This window comes from Curtobacterium sp. VKM Ac-2861 (genome assembly GCF_013204965.1).
Taxonomy (GTDB): Bacteria; Actinomycetota; Actinomycetes; order Actinomycetales; family Microbacteriaceae; genus Curtobacterium.
The window spans coordinates 773,242-790,485 of sequence record NZ_JABMLA010000001.1 but is presented as its reverse complement, the minus strand read 5'-3'; the positions used below and the strand labels follow the sequence as shown (position 1 = coordinate 790,485).

The window sequence follows — 17,244 nt, the reverse complement described above, 5'->3', positions numbered from 1 at the left end:
GCACGAACGGCGGCGGCGCCGCGCGAGGTCCGGCTGCGCCCGTCGTCGTGATCGGCCCGATGGGCGCCGGCAAGTCCAGCGTCGGCAAGCGCGTCGCGAAGGCGCTGGGCGTGCCGTTCACCGACACGGACCGGGTCATCGTCCGCGAGCACGGCCCCATCCCCGGCATCTTCGCCGACCGTGGTGAGCTGGCCTTCCGTGCCCTCGAAGCCGACGCCGTCCGGACCGCGCTCGGCACCGGGGGCGTGATCGCCGTCGGCGGCGGAGCGGTGACGCACGCCGCCACCCGCGAGGCACTGTCCGGCGCCCGCATCGTCCTGCTCACCGTCTCGCCCGAGGCCGTCGCCGAGCGGATCGCCGGCTCGGACCGGCCCCTGCTCGCGAACGGCGGCATCGACGCCTGGCAGACGATCATGGACGAGCGTGCGGCGACCTACGCCGAGCTCGCGCACGTCGTCGTCGACACCTCGCGCCGTCCGATGTCCCGGGTGGTCGACGAGGTCGTCACCTGGCTGCGGAGCGACAGCAACGCCCCCACCACCGAAGGAGCACCGTGACCGACCCGATCCTGCCCGCAGGCACCACCGAGATCCGCGTCGGCGGTGACGACGGCTACGTGGTGGCGGTCGGTTCGGGCCTGCTCGGCTCGCTGCCCGCGATCCTCGGCCCTCGTGTCGCCAAGGTCCTCATCGTGCACGCCCCGACCCTCGGTGCGCGTGCGAACGACCTGCGCGACCTGCTCGTCGACGCCGGCCTCGAAGCCCTCATCGCCGAGGTGCCCGACGCCGAGGCCGCCAAGCGCATCGAGGTCGCGTCGTTCTGCTGGCAGATCATGGGCCAGTCCGACTTCACCCGCACCGACGCCGTCATCGGCCTCGGTGGCGGTGCCGTCACCGACCTGGCGGGCTTCGTCGCGGCGACGTGGCTGCGCGGGGTGCCGTACGTGTCGGTGCCGACGAGCGTGCTCGGCATGGTGGACGCCAGCGTGGGCGGGAAGACCGGCATCAACACGAACGAGGGCAAGAACCTGGTCGGTTCCTTCTCCGCCCCCCGCGCGGTGGTCGCGGACCTCGACCTCGTCCGCACCCTGCCGCGCAACGAGATCCTCACCGGCTTCGCGGAGATCGTGAAGGCCGGGTTCATCGCCGTGCCGGAGATCCTGGACATCATCGAGGCCGACGTCGCCCGCGTCACCGACCCGACGTCGCCGGAATTCCGCCGCGTGGTCGAACTCGCCATCGCCCTGAAGGCCGAGGTCGTGTCCGACGACTTCACCGAGCAGGGACGACGCGAGATCCTGAACTACGGTCACACGCTCGGGCACGCCATCGAGCACGCGGAGCGGTACCAGTGGCGGCACGGTGCTGCGGTGTCGGTCGGCATGGTGTTCGCCGCCGAGCTCGCCCGCCTGACGGGCCACCTCGACGACGCGACCGTGGACCGGCACCGGGCGATCCTGGACTCCCTGGACCTGCCGACGTCGTACGGTCTCGGACGGTGGCAGGGCCTCCTCGCCGCGATGCGTCGCGACAAGAAGGCCCGTGCCGGCATGCTCCGCTTCATCATCCTCGACGGTGTCGGCAAGCCGGTGATCCTCGAGGGCCCCGAGGACCACCTGCTGTTCACCGCCTACCAAGAGGTCGGCGTCTAGTGCTTCTGCACGCCCAGGTGGTCGCGCAGGTGCGGTCCGGTGTACTCGGTGCGGTGCAGTCCGCGGCGCTGCAGCTCCGGCACGACCTTCTGGGTGAAGTCCTCGACCCCGGCCGGGAAGTGCGTCGGCACCGCCAGGAACCCGTCGCACGCCCCGGCCTCCGACCACGCCTGCATGGTGTCGGCGATCGTCGACGGTGACCCGATCATCTTCCGGTAACTGCCCTCGGCGAAGTACCGGGCGGTCTCGATGACCGACAGTCCCTGTTGCCGTGACACCGCCATGATCGCTGCCCGGTGCGACTTGCCGGCGTTCGACTCGGGCAGCTCCGGCACGGGCGCGTCGAGATCGAACTGCCGGAAGTCGACGCCACCGGCGAGGGGCTTCAGGTTGCTCAGTGCCAGGTCGTCGGGGATCAACGCCATCATCCGGGCGGCGAGGTCGCGTGCGTCCTGGTCGGTGTCGCCGACGATCGGGGTCATCCCGACGAGCACCTTGACGTGGTCGGGGTCGCGGCCGAACCGTTCGGCGCGCGCGCGGATGTCGTCGCGGAACGCACGGCTCTCGTCCGGGTCGGACTGCAGGGTGAACACGACGTCGGCGGTGCGCGCCGCGAGTGCGCGGCCCGGCTCCGACGCACCGGCCTGGAACACGACGGGCCGTCCCTGCGGACTCCGACCCGTCGTCAGCGGTCCTCGCACGCGGAAGTGCTCGCCGTCGTGCTGCAGGAACCGCATCTTCTCGATGTCGAAGTAGGTGCCGGACTCCTTGTCGCGCACGATCGCGTCCGGGTCCCACGAGTCCCACAGCCCGGTGACGACGTCGACGAACTCGCTCGCCCGCTCGTACCGGGCGGCGTGCTGCACGTGGGCGTCGAGTCCGAAGTTCTGGGCTTCGTCCTCGTTGAAGGACGTCACGAGGTTCCACCCCGCGCGGCCCTTGCTGATGTGGTCGAGGGTCGAGAACCGCCGCGCGAGGTTGTAGGGGTCGTTGAAGGTCGTGGTCGACGTCGCCGCGAGACCCAAGTGCGTGGTCCGCATCGCCAGGGCGGGCAGGAGCATCGTCGGGTCGAAGTGGATCGAGCGGGGGTTCGCCGCACCGTAGGTGTCGTTGGCCAGGATGTCGTTGCTGCGCCGGACTGCGGCCTGGTCCTCGAAGAACAGGGCGTCGAGCTTCGCTGCCTCGGCGAGTTCGGCGGCGCGGACGTAGTGGTCGATGCCGAGGTCGAGCTCGGGGACGGCGTCCGGCAGGCGCCAGGCGCCGAGGTGGTATCCGGGGAACAGGAACATTGCGAGGTGGATCGTGGTCACGGGGGTCCTCTCGGAGGGGACGGTGCAGCAGGTGGGACGGTGCAGCAGGTGGGTGGGTGCCTCCGGCGGACGGCCAGGAGGCACGGAGCAGGGTGCGCGGATCGGGGCGGCTCGGCGAGACGGCGCGCTCCAGAGCACGTGGACCGCCCAGCGGATCGGCGCGCGGCGGTCAGACGGACGGTCGGTCGGTCGGTCGGACGGACGGACGGACGGACGTCAGTGTCCGTGCGCGATGGCGCCGCGGGGCCAGCAGCGGGACGCGGCGGTCGCGTGGTGTGCCGTCATCGTCGCCCCCCTGTCGCCCGTGCTCGTGTCGCGTTCTCCCACCGGCTCGAGCCGGTGGTGGACGACGCTACGGGCGTGGTGTTTCGGCATCGTTTCGATCGGGAAACACCGTCGAAACGATGCGCCGTTAGCGTCGCCGCATGTCTGCAGCAGCCCTCGCCCCGTTCCCGACCGAGCTCCGTGTCGGCGTCCCCGACTGGCTCCGCGACGCGCAGGCCGCTGCTCCGGAACACCTCGGCACCCGTGCGGAGCGGTTCGCGCTCGTGAACGCCCTCGCCGAACGGAACGTCGAGGAGGGCACCGGCGGTCCGTTCGCGGCGGCCGTCGTCGACGAGGACACGGGCGCGGTCGTCGCCCTCGGGGTGAACCTGGTACTGCACACCAATCTGTCGTCGATGCACGCCGAGGTCGTCACCCTCGGACTCGCACAGGCTCGGATGGGGGCCTGGAACCTCGGCCGTGACGTCGGCCACCGGCGTGTGCTCGTGGTGAACGCCCAACCGTGCGTGATGTGCCTCGGGGCCCTGCTGTGGTCGGGGGTCTCCGCGCTGGAGTTCGCCGCCGACGGAGCCACGGTCGAGCGGATCACGGGCTTCGACGAGGGCCCGGTGCCGGGGGACTGGCGCGAGCAGCTCGTTGCTCGGGGGATCGACGTGCACCAGGAGCAAAGCACCGGTGCCGAGACGGCGCTCGAGCGCTACCGCGACCTGGTCGAGTCCGGTGCCACCGCGCGCTACAACGGCAGCGGCGCCTGACCCGGCGTCAGCGCAACACCCGCCGCGTCCGTCGCCACCACCACTTGACCTGCATCGACACGGTGAGGACGCCGGTCCGCTGCCATTCCCGGAACTCCGCGACGGTGGCTCCGTTGTCCCACGCGAAGAGCACGTCGTCGTCCGCGTCCACGTCGGGCGCATCCGGCAAGGGTCGCAAGATCGGCATCAGGTGGACTCCTCTTCCTCAGGGTGGACGTGATCGGCGGCGGTTCGCCTCCGGAGTGCACGAGTGGCGAGCCGTCGGTCCGCCTTCGACCACCACCGTACGGTCTCGAGTTCCCGGAGCACAGTTCTCGAAATGTCGTATGCACCGCCGCCTCGTGGCTGGGCGAGCGACCAGGTGAACCGCTTCCAGGCGTGTTCTCGATCGGTCGTCCGCCGGCTCTGGAACGCCCCGAACCAGCTGACGACCGCCGCCACGATCGCCGCGCCGGCGGCGATGCACGCCGCGACCAGTGCTGTCTCCATTGGGCAAGCCTGCGGCAGTGGGCGCGACCCGACGCGACACGCGAGCCGACCTGTGGATGCCGGACCGCGCCTCCCGGCCTGTGCACGACAACGGGCGCACCCGGCGGACCCAGCAGCGGGGAGCAGACTGACGACGTGCCCAACCCACCCCGACTGAGCGACCTGTCCGGCTCGCAGGAGGCCGACACCGGCACCCTCCGGTCCCGCGGCCGCCGGTTCACCGAACTGCTGTCGATCGCGAGACGCCACCGCCTCGTCCCGTTCCGTCGCCTCGACTTTTCGCACGACCCGGCCACCTCCGACCTGCGCCGCAGCCAGGCCGAGCACCTGCGCCGTGCGCTCGAGGAAGCGGGCGGCGGGTTCGTGAAGATGGGCCAGCTGCTCTCCACCCGCGACGACCTGCTGCCGGAGGAGTGGACCGAGGGACTCGCCCACCTGCAGCGCAACGTCACCGCCGCCCCCGCCGACCAGGTGCTCGCCCTGCTCGAACAGGAACTCGGCGCACCGGTCGACCAGGTCTTCGCGTCCTTCGACCCGGTGCCCGTCGCCGCGGCCTCGATCGCCCAGGTCCACCGCGCCCGCCTGCCCGACGGCACCGCGGTCGCGGTCAAGGTGCAGCGACCCGGCATCGACGCCGCCGTCCGCCGTGACGTCGACATCGCGCTCCGTGTCGTCCGCTTCATGGCGCGATGGTCGACCGAGGCCCGGCAGGTCGGCGTGCAGGACGTGGCCGCGCAGTACGCCGACGACCTGGTCCGCCAGGTCGACTTCGTCTCCGAGCTGCGCAACCTCACCGCCCTGCGTGCCGCACAGGCCCGCAGTGCCCGTCCGGACGAGGTCCGGTTCCCGGACCCGTACCCGGACCTCTCCGGGCGCCGCGTACTCGTGATGGAGTTCCTGGAGGGCGACACGCTCAGCGCGATCCGCGCCGAGCGCGCGGACCGCGACCTCGACGGCCCGATGCGCGCGATCCTGCGGGCGTTCCTGCGACAGGTCGTCTTCGACGGCCTGTACCACGCCGACCTGCACCCCGGGAACGTCCTGGTGCTGCCCGACGGGCGGCCCGCGTTGATCGACTTCGGATCGGTCGGGAGGCTCGACCCGACCCTCCGGGACACGGTCCAGGACCTGCTGGTCGCCTACCTGCAGGACGACACCTCGCGGATCGCCGATGCGGTCCTGCGGATGGCACCGGTGCGCGACGCGCACGACGAGCCCGACTTCCGTCGGGACATCGCGCGCTTCGTCGCGGACGAGCTCGGACCGGGCGCGCGCATCGGCGTCGAGACGGTCGACGATGCCGTCGAGGTGTTCGGGCGGTACCGGCTCAAGGCGCCGCCGGACTTCGTCGCCGCCGCGCGGGCGCTGGCGATCTTCGAGGGCACGCTCCGGACGCTCGCGCCCTCGTTCGACCTGCTCGAGGAGTCCCGCGGGCTCGCCCGTGAGCAGATCACCGACCAGCTGCGCCCCGGCAAGCTGCGCGACCTGGCGGCGAAGGAGCTGATCGGCGTCGTCTCCGCGGCCCGACGGCTGCCGCGCCGGGTCGACCGGATCGGCGAGGCGATCGAGACGGGCAAGTTCACCGTCAACATCCGGCTCTTCGCGGACCGCCGCGACCGCGAGCTCGTGTCCGGCATGATCCGGCGCATCCTGCTCGTGCTGCTCGGCGCCGGTGCCGGCATCCTGGCGATCGTCTACCTGGCACTGCCCGCCCGACCGGACGCGGCGATCTCGACCGCGGTGGCCGGGGCACTGCTCGGGGGAGCGGCCGTGGTGCTGCTCGGCTGGGCGGCGATCGACTCCTGGCGCGCCCGGCGACGGCGCTGATGGCGACGGTCGGGCGTCCGCTACACTCGTCCGGGGCCAGCGCGGCCCGAAGACCTTTCACAACACGACCGAACGGGACACCGAAGACTCATGGCCAGTACCACTGACATCAAGAACGGCGCCGTTCTCATCATCGACGGCCAGCTGTGGTCGGTCGTGGAGTTCCAGCACGTCAAGCCCGGCAAGGGTGGCGCGTTCGTCCGCACCAAGCTGAAGAACGTCGTCTCCGGCAAGGTCGTCGACCGCACCTTCAACGCCGGTGCGAAGATCGACACCGCCGTGGTCGACCGCCGCGACTACCAGTTCCTCTACGAGGACGGCGACTCGTACGTGTTCATGGACACCGACACCTACGACCAGATCCCGGTCTCGGCGACGGTCGTCGGCGACGCGAAGAACTACCTGCTCGAGTCCGCGATGGTCACCATTGCGATGAACGAGGGCAACCCGCTCTACGTCGAGCTCCCGACGTCGATCGTGACCGAGGTCGAGACCGAGCCGGGCCTGCAGGGCGACCGCTCCTCCGGTGGCACCAAGGACGCGACCATCATCGCGACCGGCCACCGCATCCAGGTCCCGCTGTACCTCGAGAGCGGCACCACGGTGAAGATCGACACGCGCGACGGCAGCTTCCTCGGCCGCGTCAACTCCTAGGCGACGCCCGTATGAGTGCTCGTTCGAAGGCCCGCAAGCGCGCCCTCGACATGCTGTACGTGGCCGAGGTGCGCGAGCTCCCGATCACGGACGTCCTGGCGACCGAGACCGTCCGTCACCTGGACCAGCCCGAGCGTGCCTCGAGCTGGGACTACGCACGGCAGATCGTGACGGGCGTCGATGACGCCCGCCACGAGATCGACTCCGTCATCATCGACCACGCCCAGGGGTGGTCGATCGCCCGGATGCCGGTCCTCGACCGCTGCATCCTGCGGATGGCCGTCTGGGAGCTCCGGTTCAACCCGGAGGTGCCGGACGCCGTCGCGATCGCCGAGGCCGTCGAGCTCGCCCAGTCGCTCTCGACCGAGGACTCCGCGGGCTTCGTGAACGGTGTCCTCGGAGCCGTCGCCGGCGGTCGTGCACCGTCCGGTCGGACGGTCGCAGGGGACCAGGAGTCCCGCTAGGCTTGTGCACGTCAGCATCCTTTAATGCCGTCCAGTGAGGCGGGGAAGGGGGTCGACGTGGGTACCAGAACGGTCCTGCAGCAACCCGACATCACGCGCGCTCTGACGCGCATCGCACACGAGATCCTCGAGGCCAACCACGGCGGCTCGGACCTCGTCCTCCTGGGCATCCCGACCCGGGGCGCCGTGCTCGCCGAACGACTAGGCCGCGTCCTGGCGGACATCGAGCCCGAGTGGCGGTCCGCGCGGGCGGGCATCGGATCCGAACGGGTCGGCACGCTCGACGTGACCATGCACCGGGACGACCTCGGGCACGGCATCGGTCGTGCCCCGCACCGCACGGTGATCCCCGCCGGCGGCATCGACGGCAAGGTCGTCGTGCTCGTCGACGACGTCCTGTACTCCGGTCGCACGGTCCGGGCAGCGCTCGACGCCCTGCAGGGGATCGGCCGGCCGCGCGCCGTCCGGCTCGCCGTGCTCGTCGACCGCGGCCACCGCGAGCTGCCGATCCGCGCGGACCACGTGGGCAAGAACCTGCCGACCGCCTCGGACGAGCGGGTCACCCTGCACCTGTCCGAGACCGACGGCGACGACACCGTGTTCATCGAGCAGGGGGTGGCGTGATGCGGCACCTGCTCTCCACCGCCGACCTGTCGCGCGACCAGGCCATGCACATCCTCGACGTCGCCGAGGAGATGGCCGAGGTCAACACGCGCGAGGTCCGGAAGCTCCCGGCCCTGCGCGGCAAGACCGTCGTGAACCTGTTCTTCGAGGACTCGACACGAACGCGCATCTCGTTCGAGGCCGCGGCGAAGCGCCTGTCGGCCGACGTCATCAACTTCGCGGCCAAGGGTTCCAGCGTCTCCAAGGGTGAGTCCCTCAAGGACACCGTGCAGACCCTCGGCGCGATGGGCATCGACGGCATCGTGATGCGGCACGGCGCGTCCGGTGCGCCGCGCGTGCTGGCCGACGCCGACTGGATCGACGTCCCCGTGGTGAACGCCGGCGACGGCACGCACGAGCACCCGACGCAGGCGCTGCTCGACGCCTTCACGATGCGTCGTCGCCTGCACGGTGCCGGGTCGCGCGGACAGGGCCTCGACGGCGTCCGGGTCCTGATCGTCGGCGACGTGCTGCACAGCCGCGTCGCCCGGTCGAACGCGTGGCTGCTCCGGACCCTCGGCGCGAGCGTGACCTTCGCCGCACCGCCGACGCTCCTGCCCGCCACCACGACCCCGTTCGGGGCCGCGGTGCACCACGACCTCGACGCCGCCCTGGCCGAGGACCCGGACGTCGTCATGACGCTCCGGATCCAGCAGGAGCGGATGGACGACGCGTTCTTCCCGAACCCGCGCGAGTACACGCGGCACTGGGGCCTGACGGCTGCGCGGTTCGCGCGGCTGTCCGAGCGCACTCTGATCATGCACCCCGGTCCGATGAACCGCGGGCTGGAGATCGCCGGCGTCGCTGCCGACGACCCCCGTTCCACCGTGGTCGAGCAGGTCGAGAACGGCGTCTCGGTCCGCATGGCGGTCCTCTACCTGGCCCTGACCGGCACCGAACCGAAGGAGTCCGCAGCATGACCGCTCACCTGATCCGCGGCGCGCAGCTGGTCGACGGCTCGCGCGCCGACATCCGACTGCAGGACGGCCGCATCACGGCGATCGGCTCCGGCGTGGACGCGAGCGGTGCCACGGTCGTCGACGCCGACGGGCTCATCGCCCTGCCGGGTCTCGTCGACCTGCACACCCACCTGCGCGAGCCCGGTCACGAGGAATCCGAGACGGTCCTCACCGGCTCGCGCGCCGCCGCGGCCGGAGGCTTCACCGCCGTCAACGCGATGGCGAACTCGAGCCCGGTCGCCGACACCGCCGGGGTCGTCGAGCAGGTGCAGGCACTCGGCGACGACGCCGGCTACGTCACGGTCCGCCCGATCGGCGCGGTGTCGCAGGGGCTGCAGGGCACGCACCTGTCCGAGATCGGTGCCATGGCAACGAGCAGGGCGAAGGTCCGGGTCTTCTCGGACGACGGCTCGTGCGTTTCCGACCCGCTCCTCATGCGCCGCGCACTCGAGTACATCAAGGGCTTCGGCGGGGTGCTCGCGCAGCACGCGCAGGAACCCCGACTCACCATCGGCGCGCAGATGAACGAGGGCCGCCTGTCATCGGAGCTCGGGCTGGCGGGCTGGCCGGCCGTGGCAGAAGAGGCGATCATCGCCCGCGACGTCCTGCTCGCCGACCACGTGGGCGCGCGGCTGCACGTCTGCCACGTGTCGACCGCCGGCAGCGTCGAGGTCATCCGCTGGGCCAAGTCCCGCGGCATCGACGTCACCGCCGAGGTCACCCCGCACCACCTCGTGCTCACCGAGGACCTCATCGCCGGGCACGACGGCGCCCCCGGGTACGACGCCCGCTACAAGGTGAACCCGCCGCTCCGGGCCCGCGAGGACGTCGACGCCCTGCGCGCGGCCCTGGCCGACGGCACCATCGACATCGTCGCGACCGACCACGCACCGCACACCGCCGAGGCGAAGTGCTGCGAGTGGCCGGCGGCGGCGAACGGCATGGTCGGCCTCGAGTCGGCGCTGAGCGTCGTGCAGTCCGCCGTCGTCGCGTCGGGCCAGCTCGACTGGGCCGACGTCGCCCGGGTCCTGTCCGAGGCGCCCGCGCGCATCGGCCAGGTCGAGGGCCACGGTCAGCGCATCGCCGAGGGCGCGCCGGCCGAGATCACGCTCTACGACCCGACGGCCAGCCGCGAGTTCGCGGTCGCCGACCTCGCCGGACAGTCGCAGAACTCGCCGTACCTCGGCATGACGCTGCCCGGCCGGGTCGTCGCCACGTTCCACCTGGGCGCGCCGACGGTGCTCGACGGCCGCCTCGTCGACGCCGACACCGTCGCCGCGCACGCCGCGGCGCTCCGGACGGGGGCGCGCGCATGAGCGGCGACGCCGCGCGCTGGTTGCTCGGCGGGGTGATCCTGCTCGCGGTGGCCGCGCTGTTCGTCGCCATGGCGCGCACCTGGCGGACGCGGACCAGGAAGCAGGCGGAATCCGTGCCTCCCGTCCCCGTCCCGACCACGATCGGACCGGAAGTCGGGTCCTGGGACGGTTTCTCCGTCGCGACGACCCGTGCCGACCAGCCGCTGGAACGCATCACCGCCGGCGGACTCGGGTTCCGGGGTCGCGGCGGCGTGCGCGTCCACGCGACCGGTGTGGTCCTGCGACTCGCCGGCGCGGACGACCGCTGGATCGCACGTGCTGCGGTCCGCGGTGCCGACCGCTCGACGTGGGCGATCGACCGGGTGGTCGAGCCCGGGGGACTGGTCCGTCTGCGATGGACGGCGACCGGCGCCGCAGGTGCGACGGACCTCGACACGTACTTCCGGTTCCCGGAGGGCGACGCAGCCGCGCTGCTCGCCCTGCAGGGACTGACCGAGACCGGGCCGCAGGCGACTGCGGCCGATGCCCCGCGAACCGCGGGCGAAGGGAAGAAAGCATGACACGCGAACGGGCCGTCCTGGTCCTCGAAGACGGCACCCGGTACGACGGCTGGGCCTACGGCGCCCGCGGGCGCACGCTCGGCGAGGTGGTCTTCGCGACCGGCATGACCGGCTACCAGGAGACGCTGACCGATCCGTCCTACGCCGGCCAGATCGTGGTGCAGACCGCACCGCACATCGGCAACACCGGCGTCAACGACGAGGACCCCGAGTCCCGTCGCATCTGGGTCGCCGGGTACGTGGTGCGCGACCCCAGCCGCGTGGTCTCGAACCACCGCGCGAACGCGTCGCTCGACGACCACCTGGTGCGCGACGGCATCGTCGGGATCTCCGGCATCGACACCCGCGCCCTCACGCGCCGGATCCGCGACGCCGGCGCCATGAAGGGCGGCGTGTTCAGCGGCGCCGACGCGACGCTTTCGGAGTCGGAGCAGCTGGACGCCGTCCGGTCGCAGGCCACGATGGCCGGCGCGAGCTTCTCTGCGATCGTGTCCACCCCGGAGACCTACGTCGTGCCGGCCGAGGGCGAGCAGATCGGCCGACTGGCCGTGCTCGACCTGGGCGTGAAGGCGTCGACCACCCGCTACCTCGCCCAGCGCGGGTTCGAGGTGCACGTCGTCCCGCAGGACATCTCCGCTGCGGCGCTCGAGGAGCTCGCACCGGACGCCCTGTTCTACTCGAACGGCCCCGGCGACCCCGCCGCGTCGGACGCCCAGGTCGAACTGCTGCAGGGCAGCCTGCGGACCGGGCGTCCGTTCTTCGGCATCTGCTTCGGCAACCAGCTGCTCGGCCGCGCGCTCGGCTTCGGCACCTACAAGCTGCCCTTCGGGCACCGCGGCATCAACCAGCCGGTGCTCGACACCACCACGGGCAAGGTCGAGATCACGAGCCAGAACCACGGCTTCGCGGTCGACGCTCCCCTGGGGCAGGTCCTCGAGTCGCCGGCCGGGTTCGGCCGTGTCGAGGTCTCGCACTACTCGCTGAACGACGACGTGGTCGAGGGCCTGCGGGCGCTCGACGTGCCCGCGTTCAGCGTGCAGTACCACCCCGAGGCCGCCGCTGGTCCGCACGACAGCATGTACCTCTTCGACCGGTTCGCGGACCTGGTGCGCGCGCGACGTGACGGGGAGCCGCTCGACGCGGCCACCGCCGACGCGACCACTCCCGCAGCAGACATCACCAAGGAAGCGAACTGATGCCCAAGCGCGCAGACATCAACTCCGTCCTCGTCATCGGTTCCGGCCCGATCGTCATCGGTCAGGCCGCCGAGTTCGACTACTCCGGCACCCAGGCGTGCCGTGTCCTCCGCGCCGAGGGCGTCCGGGTCATCCTCGTCAACCCGAACCCGGCGACGATCATGACCGACCCCGACTTCGCCGACGCGACCTACATCGAGCCGATCACGAACGCGTGCCTCGAGGAGATCATCCGCATCGAGAAGCCGGACGCCGTCCTGCCGACGCTGGGCGGCCAGACCGCCCTGAACGCGGCGATCGCGCTCGACGAGGCCGGCATCCTCGAGAAGCACGGCGTCGAGCTCATCGGTGCCAAGGTGGACGCCATCCAGCGCGGTGAGGACCGCCAGCTCTTCAAGGAGCTCGTGCTCGAGTCCGGCGCCGACGTGGCCCGGAGCCACATCGCCCACACGCTGGAAGAGGCGAAGGAGTTCGCGAAGGACCTCGGCTACCCGCTCGTCGTCCGCCCGTCCTTCACCATGGGCGGTCTCGGTTCGGGCTTCGCGTACGACGAAGCCGAGCTCGTCCGCTTCGTCGGCGACGGGCTGCAGTCCAGCCCGACGACCGAGGTCCTGCTCGAGGAATCGATCCTCGGCTGGAAGGAGTACGAGCTCGAGCTGATGCGCGACAACTACGACAACACCGTCGTCATCTGCTCCATCGAGAACGTCGACCCGGTCGGCGTGCACACCGGCGACTCGATCACCGTCGCCCCGGCGCTCACGCTCACCGACCGCGAGTACCAGAACATGCGCAACATCGGCATCGACATCATCCGTCGCGTCGGTGTCGACACCGGTGGTTGCAACATCCAGTTCGCCGTCGACCCGTCGAACGGCCGTCTGATCGTCATCGAGATGAACCCGCGCGTCTCCCGCTCGTCGGCGCTTGCCTCGAAGGCCACGGGCTTCCCGATCGCGAAGATCGCCGCGAAGCTCGCCATCGGGTACCGCCTGGACGAGATCCAGAACGACATCACGAAGGTGACCCCGGCCAGCTTCGAGCCGACGCTCGACTACGTGGTCGTGAAGACCCCGCGCTTCGCGTTCGAGAAGTTCCCCGCGGCGGACGCCACGCTCACCACGACGATGAAGAGCGTCGGCGAGGCGATGGCCATCGGCCGCAACTACGCGACGGCGCTGCAGAAGTCGCTGCGCTCGCTCGAGAAGCGCGGCTCGAGCTTCCACTGGGACACCCCGGCGTCGGAGCTCGACAAGGACGCCCTGCTCGCGAAGTCGTCCATCCCCACCGACGGCCGGATCGTCACGGTGCAGCAGGCCCTGGTCGCCGGCGCCACCGCCGCCGAGGTCTTCGAAGCCACGAAGATCGACCCGTGGTTCATCGACCAGATCGTGCTCATCAACGAGGTCGCCGCCGAGGTCGCGGCCGCCGACGAGCTCGACGCGGACACCATCCGCTGGGCCAAGGAGCACGGCTTCAGCGACACCCAGATCGCGGCGCTGCGCAGCACCCCGGAGCACCCGGTCAGCGAGCAGCAGGTCCGCGACGACCGGCACGCCCTCGGCATCCGTCCCGTCTTCAAGACCGTCGACACCTGCGCCGGCGAGTTCCCGGCCCTGACGCCGTACCACTACTCGTCGTACGACGCCGAGACCGAGGTGGTCGCGAGCGACCGCAAGAAGGTCGTGATCCTGGGCTCCGGCCCGAACCGCATCGGCCAGGGCGTCGAGTTCGACTACTCCTGCGTGCACGCGTCCTTCGCGCTGAGCGACGCCGGGTTCGAGACGATCATGATCAACTGCAACCCCGAGACGGTCTCCACCGACTACGACACCTCGGACCGTCTGTACTTCGAGCCGCTCACGGCCGAGGACGTCCTCGAGGTCATCGAGGCCGAGGCGGCGTCGGGCGAGCTCGTCGGCGTCGTCGTGCAGCTCGGCGGGCAGACCGCCCTGGGCCTGGCGAAGCCGCTCGAGGCGGCGGGGATCCCGATCCTCGGCACCAGCCCGACGGCGATCGACTCCGCCGAGGAGCGCGGCCAGTTCTCCGCCATCCTCGACGCCGCGGGGCTGCTCGCGCCGCGCAACGGCACCGCCCACGACCTGGCGAGCGCGACCGCCGTGGCCGAGGAGATCGGCTACCCGGTGCTCGTCCGCCCGTCCTTCGTGCTCGGCGGCCGCGGCATGGAGATCCTGTACGACTCCCCGTCGCTCGCCGACTACTTCGACCGGATGGCCGACCAGGCGATCATCGGCCCGGACCTCCCGCTGCTCGTCGACCGGTTCCTGGACGACGCGGTGGAGATCGACGTCGACGCGCTCTTCGACGGTGAGCGGCTCTACATCGGCGGCATCATGGAGCACCTGGAAGAGGCCGGCATCCACTCCGGTGACTCCGCGTGCACCCTGCCCCCGGTCGGCCTCGGCCGCGCCGAGATCCAGGGCGTCGTCGACGCGACCGAGAAGATCGCCCGCGGCATCGGCGTGCAGGGTCTGCTCAACGTCCAGTTCGCCATCGGCGCCGGCGTGCTCTACGTCCTCGAGGCGAACCCGCGTGCCAGCCGCACGGTCCCGTTCGTCTCGAAGGCGCTCGGCATCGCGCTGGCCAAGGCCGCGTCGCGCATCATGACCGGCACGAGCGTCGACGAGCTCGTCGCCGAGGGCATGCTGCCGGCCCGCGACGGGGCGTTCGTCCCGATGGAGGCCCCGGTCGCCGTGAAGGAGGCCGTCCTGCCCTTCCGCCGCTTCCGCACCCGCGAGGGCCAGGTCGTCGACTCGGTGCTCAGCCCCGAGATGCGCTCCACCGGCGAGGTCATGGGCATCGACCGCGACTTCCCGCGGGCGTTCCTCAAGTCGCAGGACGCCGCGTACGGCGGCCTGCCGACCAGCGGCACGGTCTTCGTGAGCGTCGCGGACACCGACAAGCGCGCCATCGTGCTGCCGGTGCACCGCCTGCAGCAGCTCGGCTTCACGATCATCGCTACCGAGGGCACGGCGGAGATCCTCCGCCGCAACGGCATCGAGGTCGGCATCGTCGGCAAGTACAGCCAGGGCGGCGAGAGCGTCGTCGACCTGCTGACGCGCAACGAGGTCGACATCGTCATCAACACGCCGTCGGGTGCCGCCGGTCGTGCGGACGGGTACGAGATCCGTGCGGCCACGGTCGCAGCGGACAAGCCGCTGTTCACGACGATCGCGCAGATCGGTGCGGCGGTCGCGGCGATCGAGACGATCGGCACGCCGCTCAACGTCCGGAGCCTGCAGGACTACGCGCGGGAGCGCGCCACCTGGTGAGCGAGGGACACACGGGAGGCCCGGCCTCCTTCGGCGATCGGCTCGCGTCCGCGATGCGCGAGCGTTCACCGCTCTGCGTCGGCATCGACCCCCACGCCACCACCCTGGCGGCGTGGGGGCTCGGCCGCGACGAGCAGGGCCTGACGGCCTTCGGCGCGGCCCTGGTCGACGCGGCCGCCGGCCGCGCGGCGATCGTGAAGCCGCAGATCGCCTTCTTCGAGGCGGCGGGGGTGGCGGGCTACCGCGCGCTCGACGCGACGATCCGTCGGGCACGTGATGCGGGCCTCCTGGTCGTCGCCGACGTGAAGCGGGGCGACATCGGGTCGACCGGTGACGACTACGCACTCGCGTGGCTCGACCGTGACGGGCCGTTCGCGGCCGACGCGATGACGGTGTCGCCGTACCTGGGCTACGGCTCGCTCAGCGGGACGGTCGACGTCGCTCGGCGGAACGGTGCCGGGGTCTTCGTGCTCGCCGCGACGAGCAACCCGGAGGCGCGGGTGCTGCAGACCGCGGTCCTGGCGGAGGGCCCGCGTGCCGGGCGGTCCGTGGCTGCCGGTATCGTCTTGGACGTGGCAGACGACAACCGGGCCGCGGGCGACCAGGCCCTCGGCGACGTCGGGCTCGTGCTCGGCGCGACCCTTCACCTCGACGACTTCGGCATCGACGCGGACGCGATCGGCACCGCGCCGGTGCTCGCCCCGGGCTTCGGTGCCCAGGGCGCCCGGATCGAGGACCTCCGTGCGCTGTACGGTGCGCGCGCCGAGCAGGTGCTCGTCAGCGAGTCGCGCGGTCTGCTGACCGACGGTCCGGACGGGGTCACGGCACTCGTGTCCGACCGCGCCGACCGGATCCGCGCCGCCCTCGGAGCCGCAGCATGACCACCGGCGGCGACCGTACCGACGGCACCGACCTGCCGGCCCACCGCACCCCACCGGAGGTCGACCGCGTCGCGGCGGCCCAGGCGGCGGTCGCCGCGCGACGCGCCCGGGCCGCGGTGAAGTCCCAGGTCGCGTCGGGGGAGCGCTCGGCACTCGAGGTCGCTCGATCGGCATGGGACGACGCCCTGGTCGACACGACCTCGGCGGAGCGCTCGCTCCGGGTGCGCGACCTGCTCGTCAGCCTGTCCGGCATCGGTCCGGCGCGTGCCGAGTCGATCATGGGCACCCTGCGCATCGCGCCGTCGAAGCGCCTCGGGGGCCTCGGCACCCGGCAGCGCACGGCCCTGGCCGACTGGCTCGCCGCGCGCGGTCGCAAGCGCGGTGCCTCGAAGCTCGTCGTCCTCGCCGGGCCGACCGCCGTCGGCAAGGGAACGGTGAGCGCGTACATCCGCGAGCAGTACCCGGACGTGAACCTCAGCGTCTCCGCCACGACCCGGAAGCCCCGCCCGGGCGAGGTCGACGGCGTGCACTACTACTTCGTCGACGACGCCGAGTTCGACCGGATGATCCGCGAGCGCGAACTGCTCGAGTGGGCCACGGTGCACAACTCGTACCGGTACGGCACCCCGCGGCCGCCGATCGACCGAGCGCTCGACGCCGGCGAGCGGGTCATGCTCGAGATCGACCTGCAGGGTGCTCGCCAGGTCCGTGACGCCATGCCCGAGGCCGTGCTCGTGTTCCTGCTGCCCCCGACGTGGGAAGAACTGGTGCGTCGACTCATCGGCCGCGGCACCGAGTCGCCCGAGGAACAGGCGCGTCGACTCGACACCGCGAAGGTCGAACTGGCTGCCCAGGACGAGTTCGACGTCCGCATCGTGAACTCCGATGTCGGCACCGCGGCACGACAGGTCGTAGACTTGTTCTCTGCGCCCTGACGGGTG

At 71.5% G+C, this 17,244-nt stretch carries 16 protein-coding genes; 14 read left to right on the top strand and 2 right to left on the bottom strand.

Annotation, left to right across the window (positions count from 1 at the left end; genetic code table 11):
* Positions 1–59: 59 nt before the first annotated feature.
* Together HQQ88_RS03595 and aroB are read left to right on the top strand one after the other, a co-directional pair.
* Complete coding sequence (locus HQQ88_RS03595) at positions 60–557, top strand: shikimate kinase (RefSeq protein WP_173168789.1); 498 nt, start codon at positions 60–62, stop codon at positions 555–557.
* Positions 554–1,651 carry a 3-dehydroquinate synthase gene (aroB, locus tag HQQ88_RS03590; RefSeq protein ID WP_173168631.1) on the top strand — a complete coding sequence of 366 codons (1,098 nt, stop codon included), beginning with the start codon at positions 554–556 and terminating at the stop codon, positions 1,649–1,651. The genes HQQ88_RS03595 and aroB overlap by 4 nt, the downstream gene beginning before the upstream one ends.
* Here the strand turns inward: aroB and HQQ88_RS03585 are convergent.
* Entirely contained in the window at positions 1,648–2,961 is a 1,314-nt protein-coding gene (locus HQQ88_RS03585; protein WP_173168630.1) for an LLM class flavin-dependent oxidoreductase, read from the bottom strand. The genes aroB and HQQ88_RS03585 overlap by 4 nt on opposite strands.
* Positions 2,962–3,386: 425 nt before the next feature.
* On the opposite strand from HQQ88_RS03585, the gene HQQ88_RS03580 reads away from it, so the two are divergent.
* Positions 3,387–4,001, top strand: a complete 615-nt coding sequence (locus HQQ88_RS03580; protein ID WP_173168629.1) for a nucleoside deaminase — start codon at positions 3,387–3,389, stop codon at positions 3,999–4,001.
* A 7-nt stretch (positions 4,002–4,008) separates the two neighbouring features.
* Here HQQ88_RS03580 and HQQ88_RS03575 read toward each other — a convergent pair whose 3' ends face one another.
* Complete coding sequence (locus HQQ88_RS03575) at positions 4,009–4,188, bottom strand: hypothetical protein (protein ID WP_123937793.1); 180 nt, start codon at positions 4,186–4,188, stop codon at positions 4,009–4,011.
* A gap of 437 nt (positions 4,189–4,625) precedes the next feature.
* On the opposite strand from HQQ88_RS03575, the gene HQQ88_RS03570 reads away from it, so the two are divergent.
* The 11 genes from HQQ88_RS03570 to gmk all read left to right on the top strand — a co-directional run bounded on the left by HQQ88_RS03570 (position 4,626) and on the right by gmk (position 17,238).
* A complete protein-coding gene (locus HQQ88_RS03570; RefSeq protein WP_131920073.1) occupies positions 4,626–6,317 on the top strand; it encodes an AarF/ABC1/UbiB kinase family protein in 1,692 nt (563 codons plus the stop codon).
* A gap of 90 nt (positions 6,318–6,407) precedes the next feature.
* Positions 6,408–6,971, top strand: a complete 564-nt coding sequence (gene efp, locus HQQ88_RS03565) for an elongation factor P (protein ID WP_111083909.1) — start codon at positions 6,408–6,410, stop codon at positions 6,969–6,971.
* 11 nt (positions 6,972–6,982) lie between these two features.
* Positions 6,983–7,435, top strand: coding sequence for a transcription antitermination factor NusB (gene nusB, locus HQQ88_RS03560; RefSeq protein WP_123294314.1), 453 nt, complete (start codon positions 6,983–6,985; stop codon positions 7,433–7,435).
* Between the two features lie 24 nt (positions 7,436–7,459).
* Entirely contained in the window at positions 7,460–8,059 is a 600-nt protein-coding gene (pyrR, locus tag HQQ88_RS03555) for a bifunctional pyr operon transcriptional regulator/uracil phosphoribosyltransferase PyrR (protein WP_216833943.1), read from the top strand.
* Positions 8,059–9,018 carry an aspartate carbamoyltransferase catalytic subunit gene (locus HQQ88_RS03550; RefSeq protein WP_173168627.1) on the top strand — a complete coding sequence of 320 codons (960 nt, stop codon included), beginning with the start codon at positions 8,059–8,061 and terminating at the stop codon, positions 9,016–9,018. Before pyrR ends, HQQ88_RS03550 begins: the two co-directional genes overlap by 1 nt.
* The gene (locus HQQ88_RS03545) at positions 9,015–10,373 is read left to right on the top strand and encodes a dihydroorotase (protein WP_131846506.1); all 1,359 of its coding nucleotides are present in this window, start codon (positions 9,015–9,017) and stop codon (positions 10,371–10,373) included. Before HQQ88_RS03550 ends, HQQ88_RS03545 begins: the two co-directional genes overlap by 4 nt.
* Positions 10,370–10,933 carry a hypothetical protein gene (locus HQQ88_RS03540; protein ID WP_123294318.1) on the top strand — a complete coding sequence of 188 codons (564 nt, stop codon included), beginning with the start codon at positions 10,370–10,372 and terminating at the stop codon, positions 10,931–10,933. The genes HQQ88_RS03545 and HQQ88_RS03540 overlap by 4 nt, the downstream gene beginning before the upstream one ends.
* Positions 10,930–12,129 (top strand): glutamine-hydrolyzing carbamoyl-phosphate synthase small subunit, encoded by a 1,200-nt coding sequence (gene carA / locus HQQ88_RS03535; protein WP_123937797.1) that lies wholly within the window; start codon positions 10,930–10,932, stop codon positions 12,127–12,129. Before HQQ88_RS03540 ends, carA begins: the two co-directional genes overlap by 4 nt.
* Positions 12,129–15,422: a carbamoyl-phosphate synthase large subunit gene (gene carB / locus HQQ88_RS03530; protein WP_173168626.1), complete on the top strand. Its 3,294-nt coding sequence runs from the start codon at positions 12,129–12,131 to the stop codon at positions 15,420–15,422. Before carA ends, carB begins: the two co-directional genes overlap by 1 nt.
* Entirely contained in the window at positions 15,419–16,303 is an 885-nt protein-coding gene (gene pyrF / locus HQQ88_RS03525) for an orotidine-5'-phosphate decarboxylase (protein ID WP_279387368.1), read from the top strand. Before carB ends, pyrF begins: the two co-directional genes overlap by 4 nt.
* Positions 16,300–17,238, top strand: a complete 939-nt coding sequence (gmk, locus tag HQQ88_RS03520) for a guanylate kinase (protein WP_173168625.1) — start codon at positions 16,300–16,302, stop codon at positions 17,236–17,238. Before pyrF ends, gmk begins: the two co-directional genes overlap by 4 nt.
* Positions 17,239–17,244: the final 6 nt, after the last annotated feature.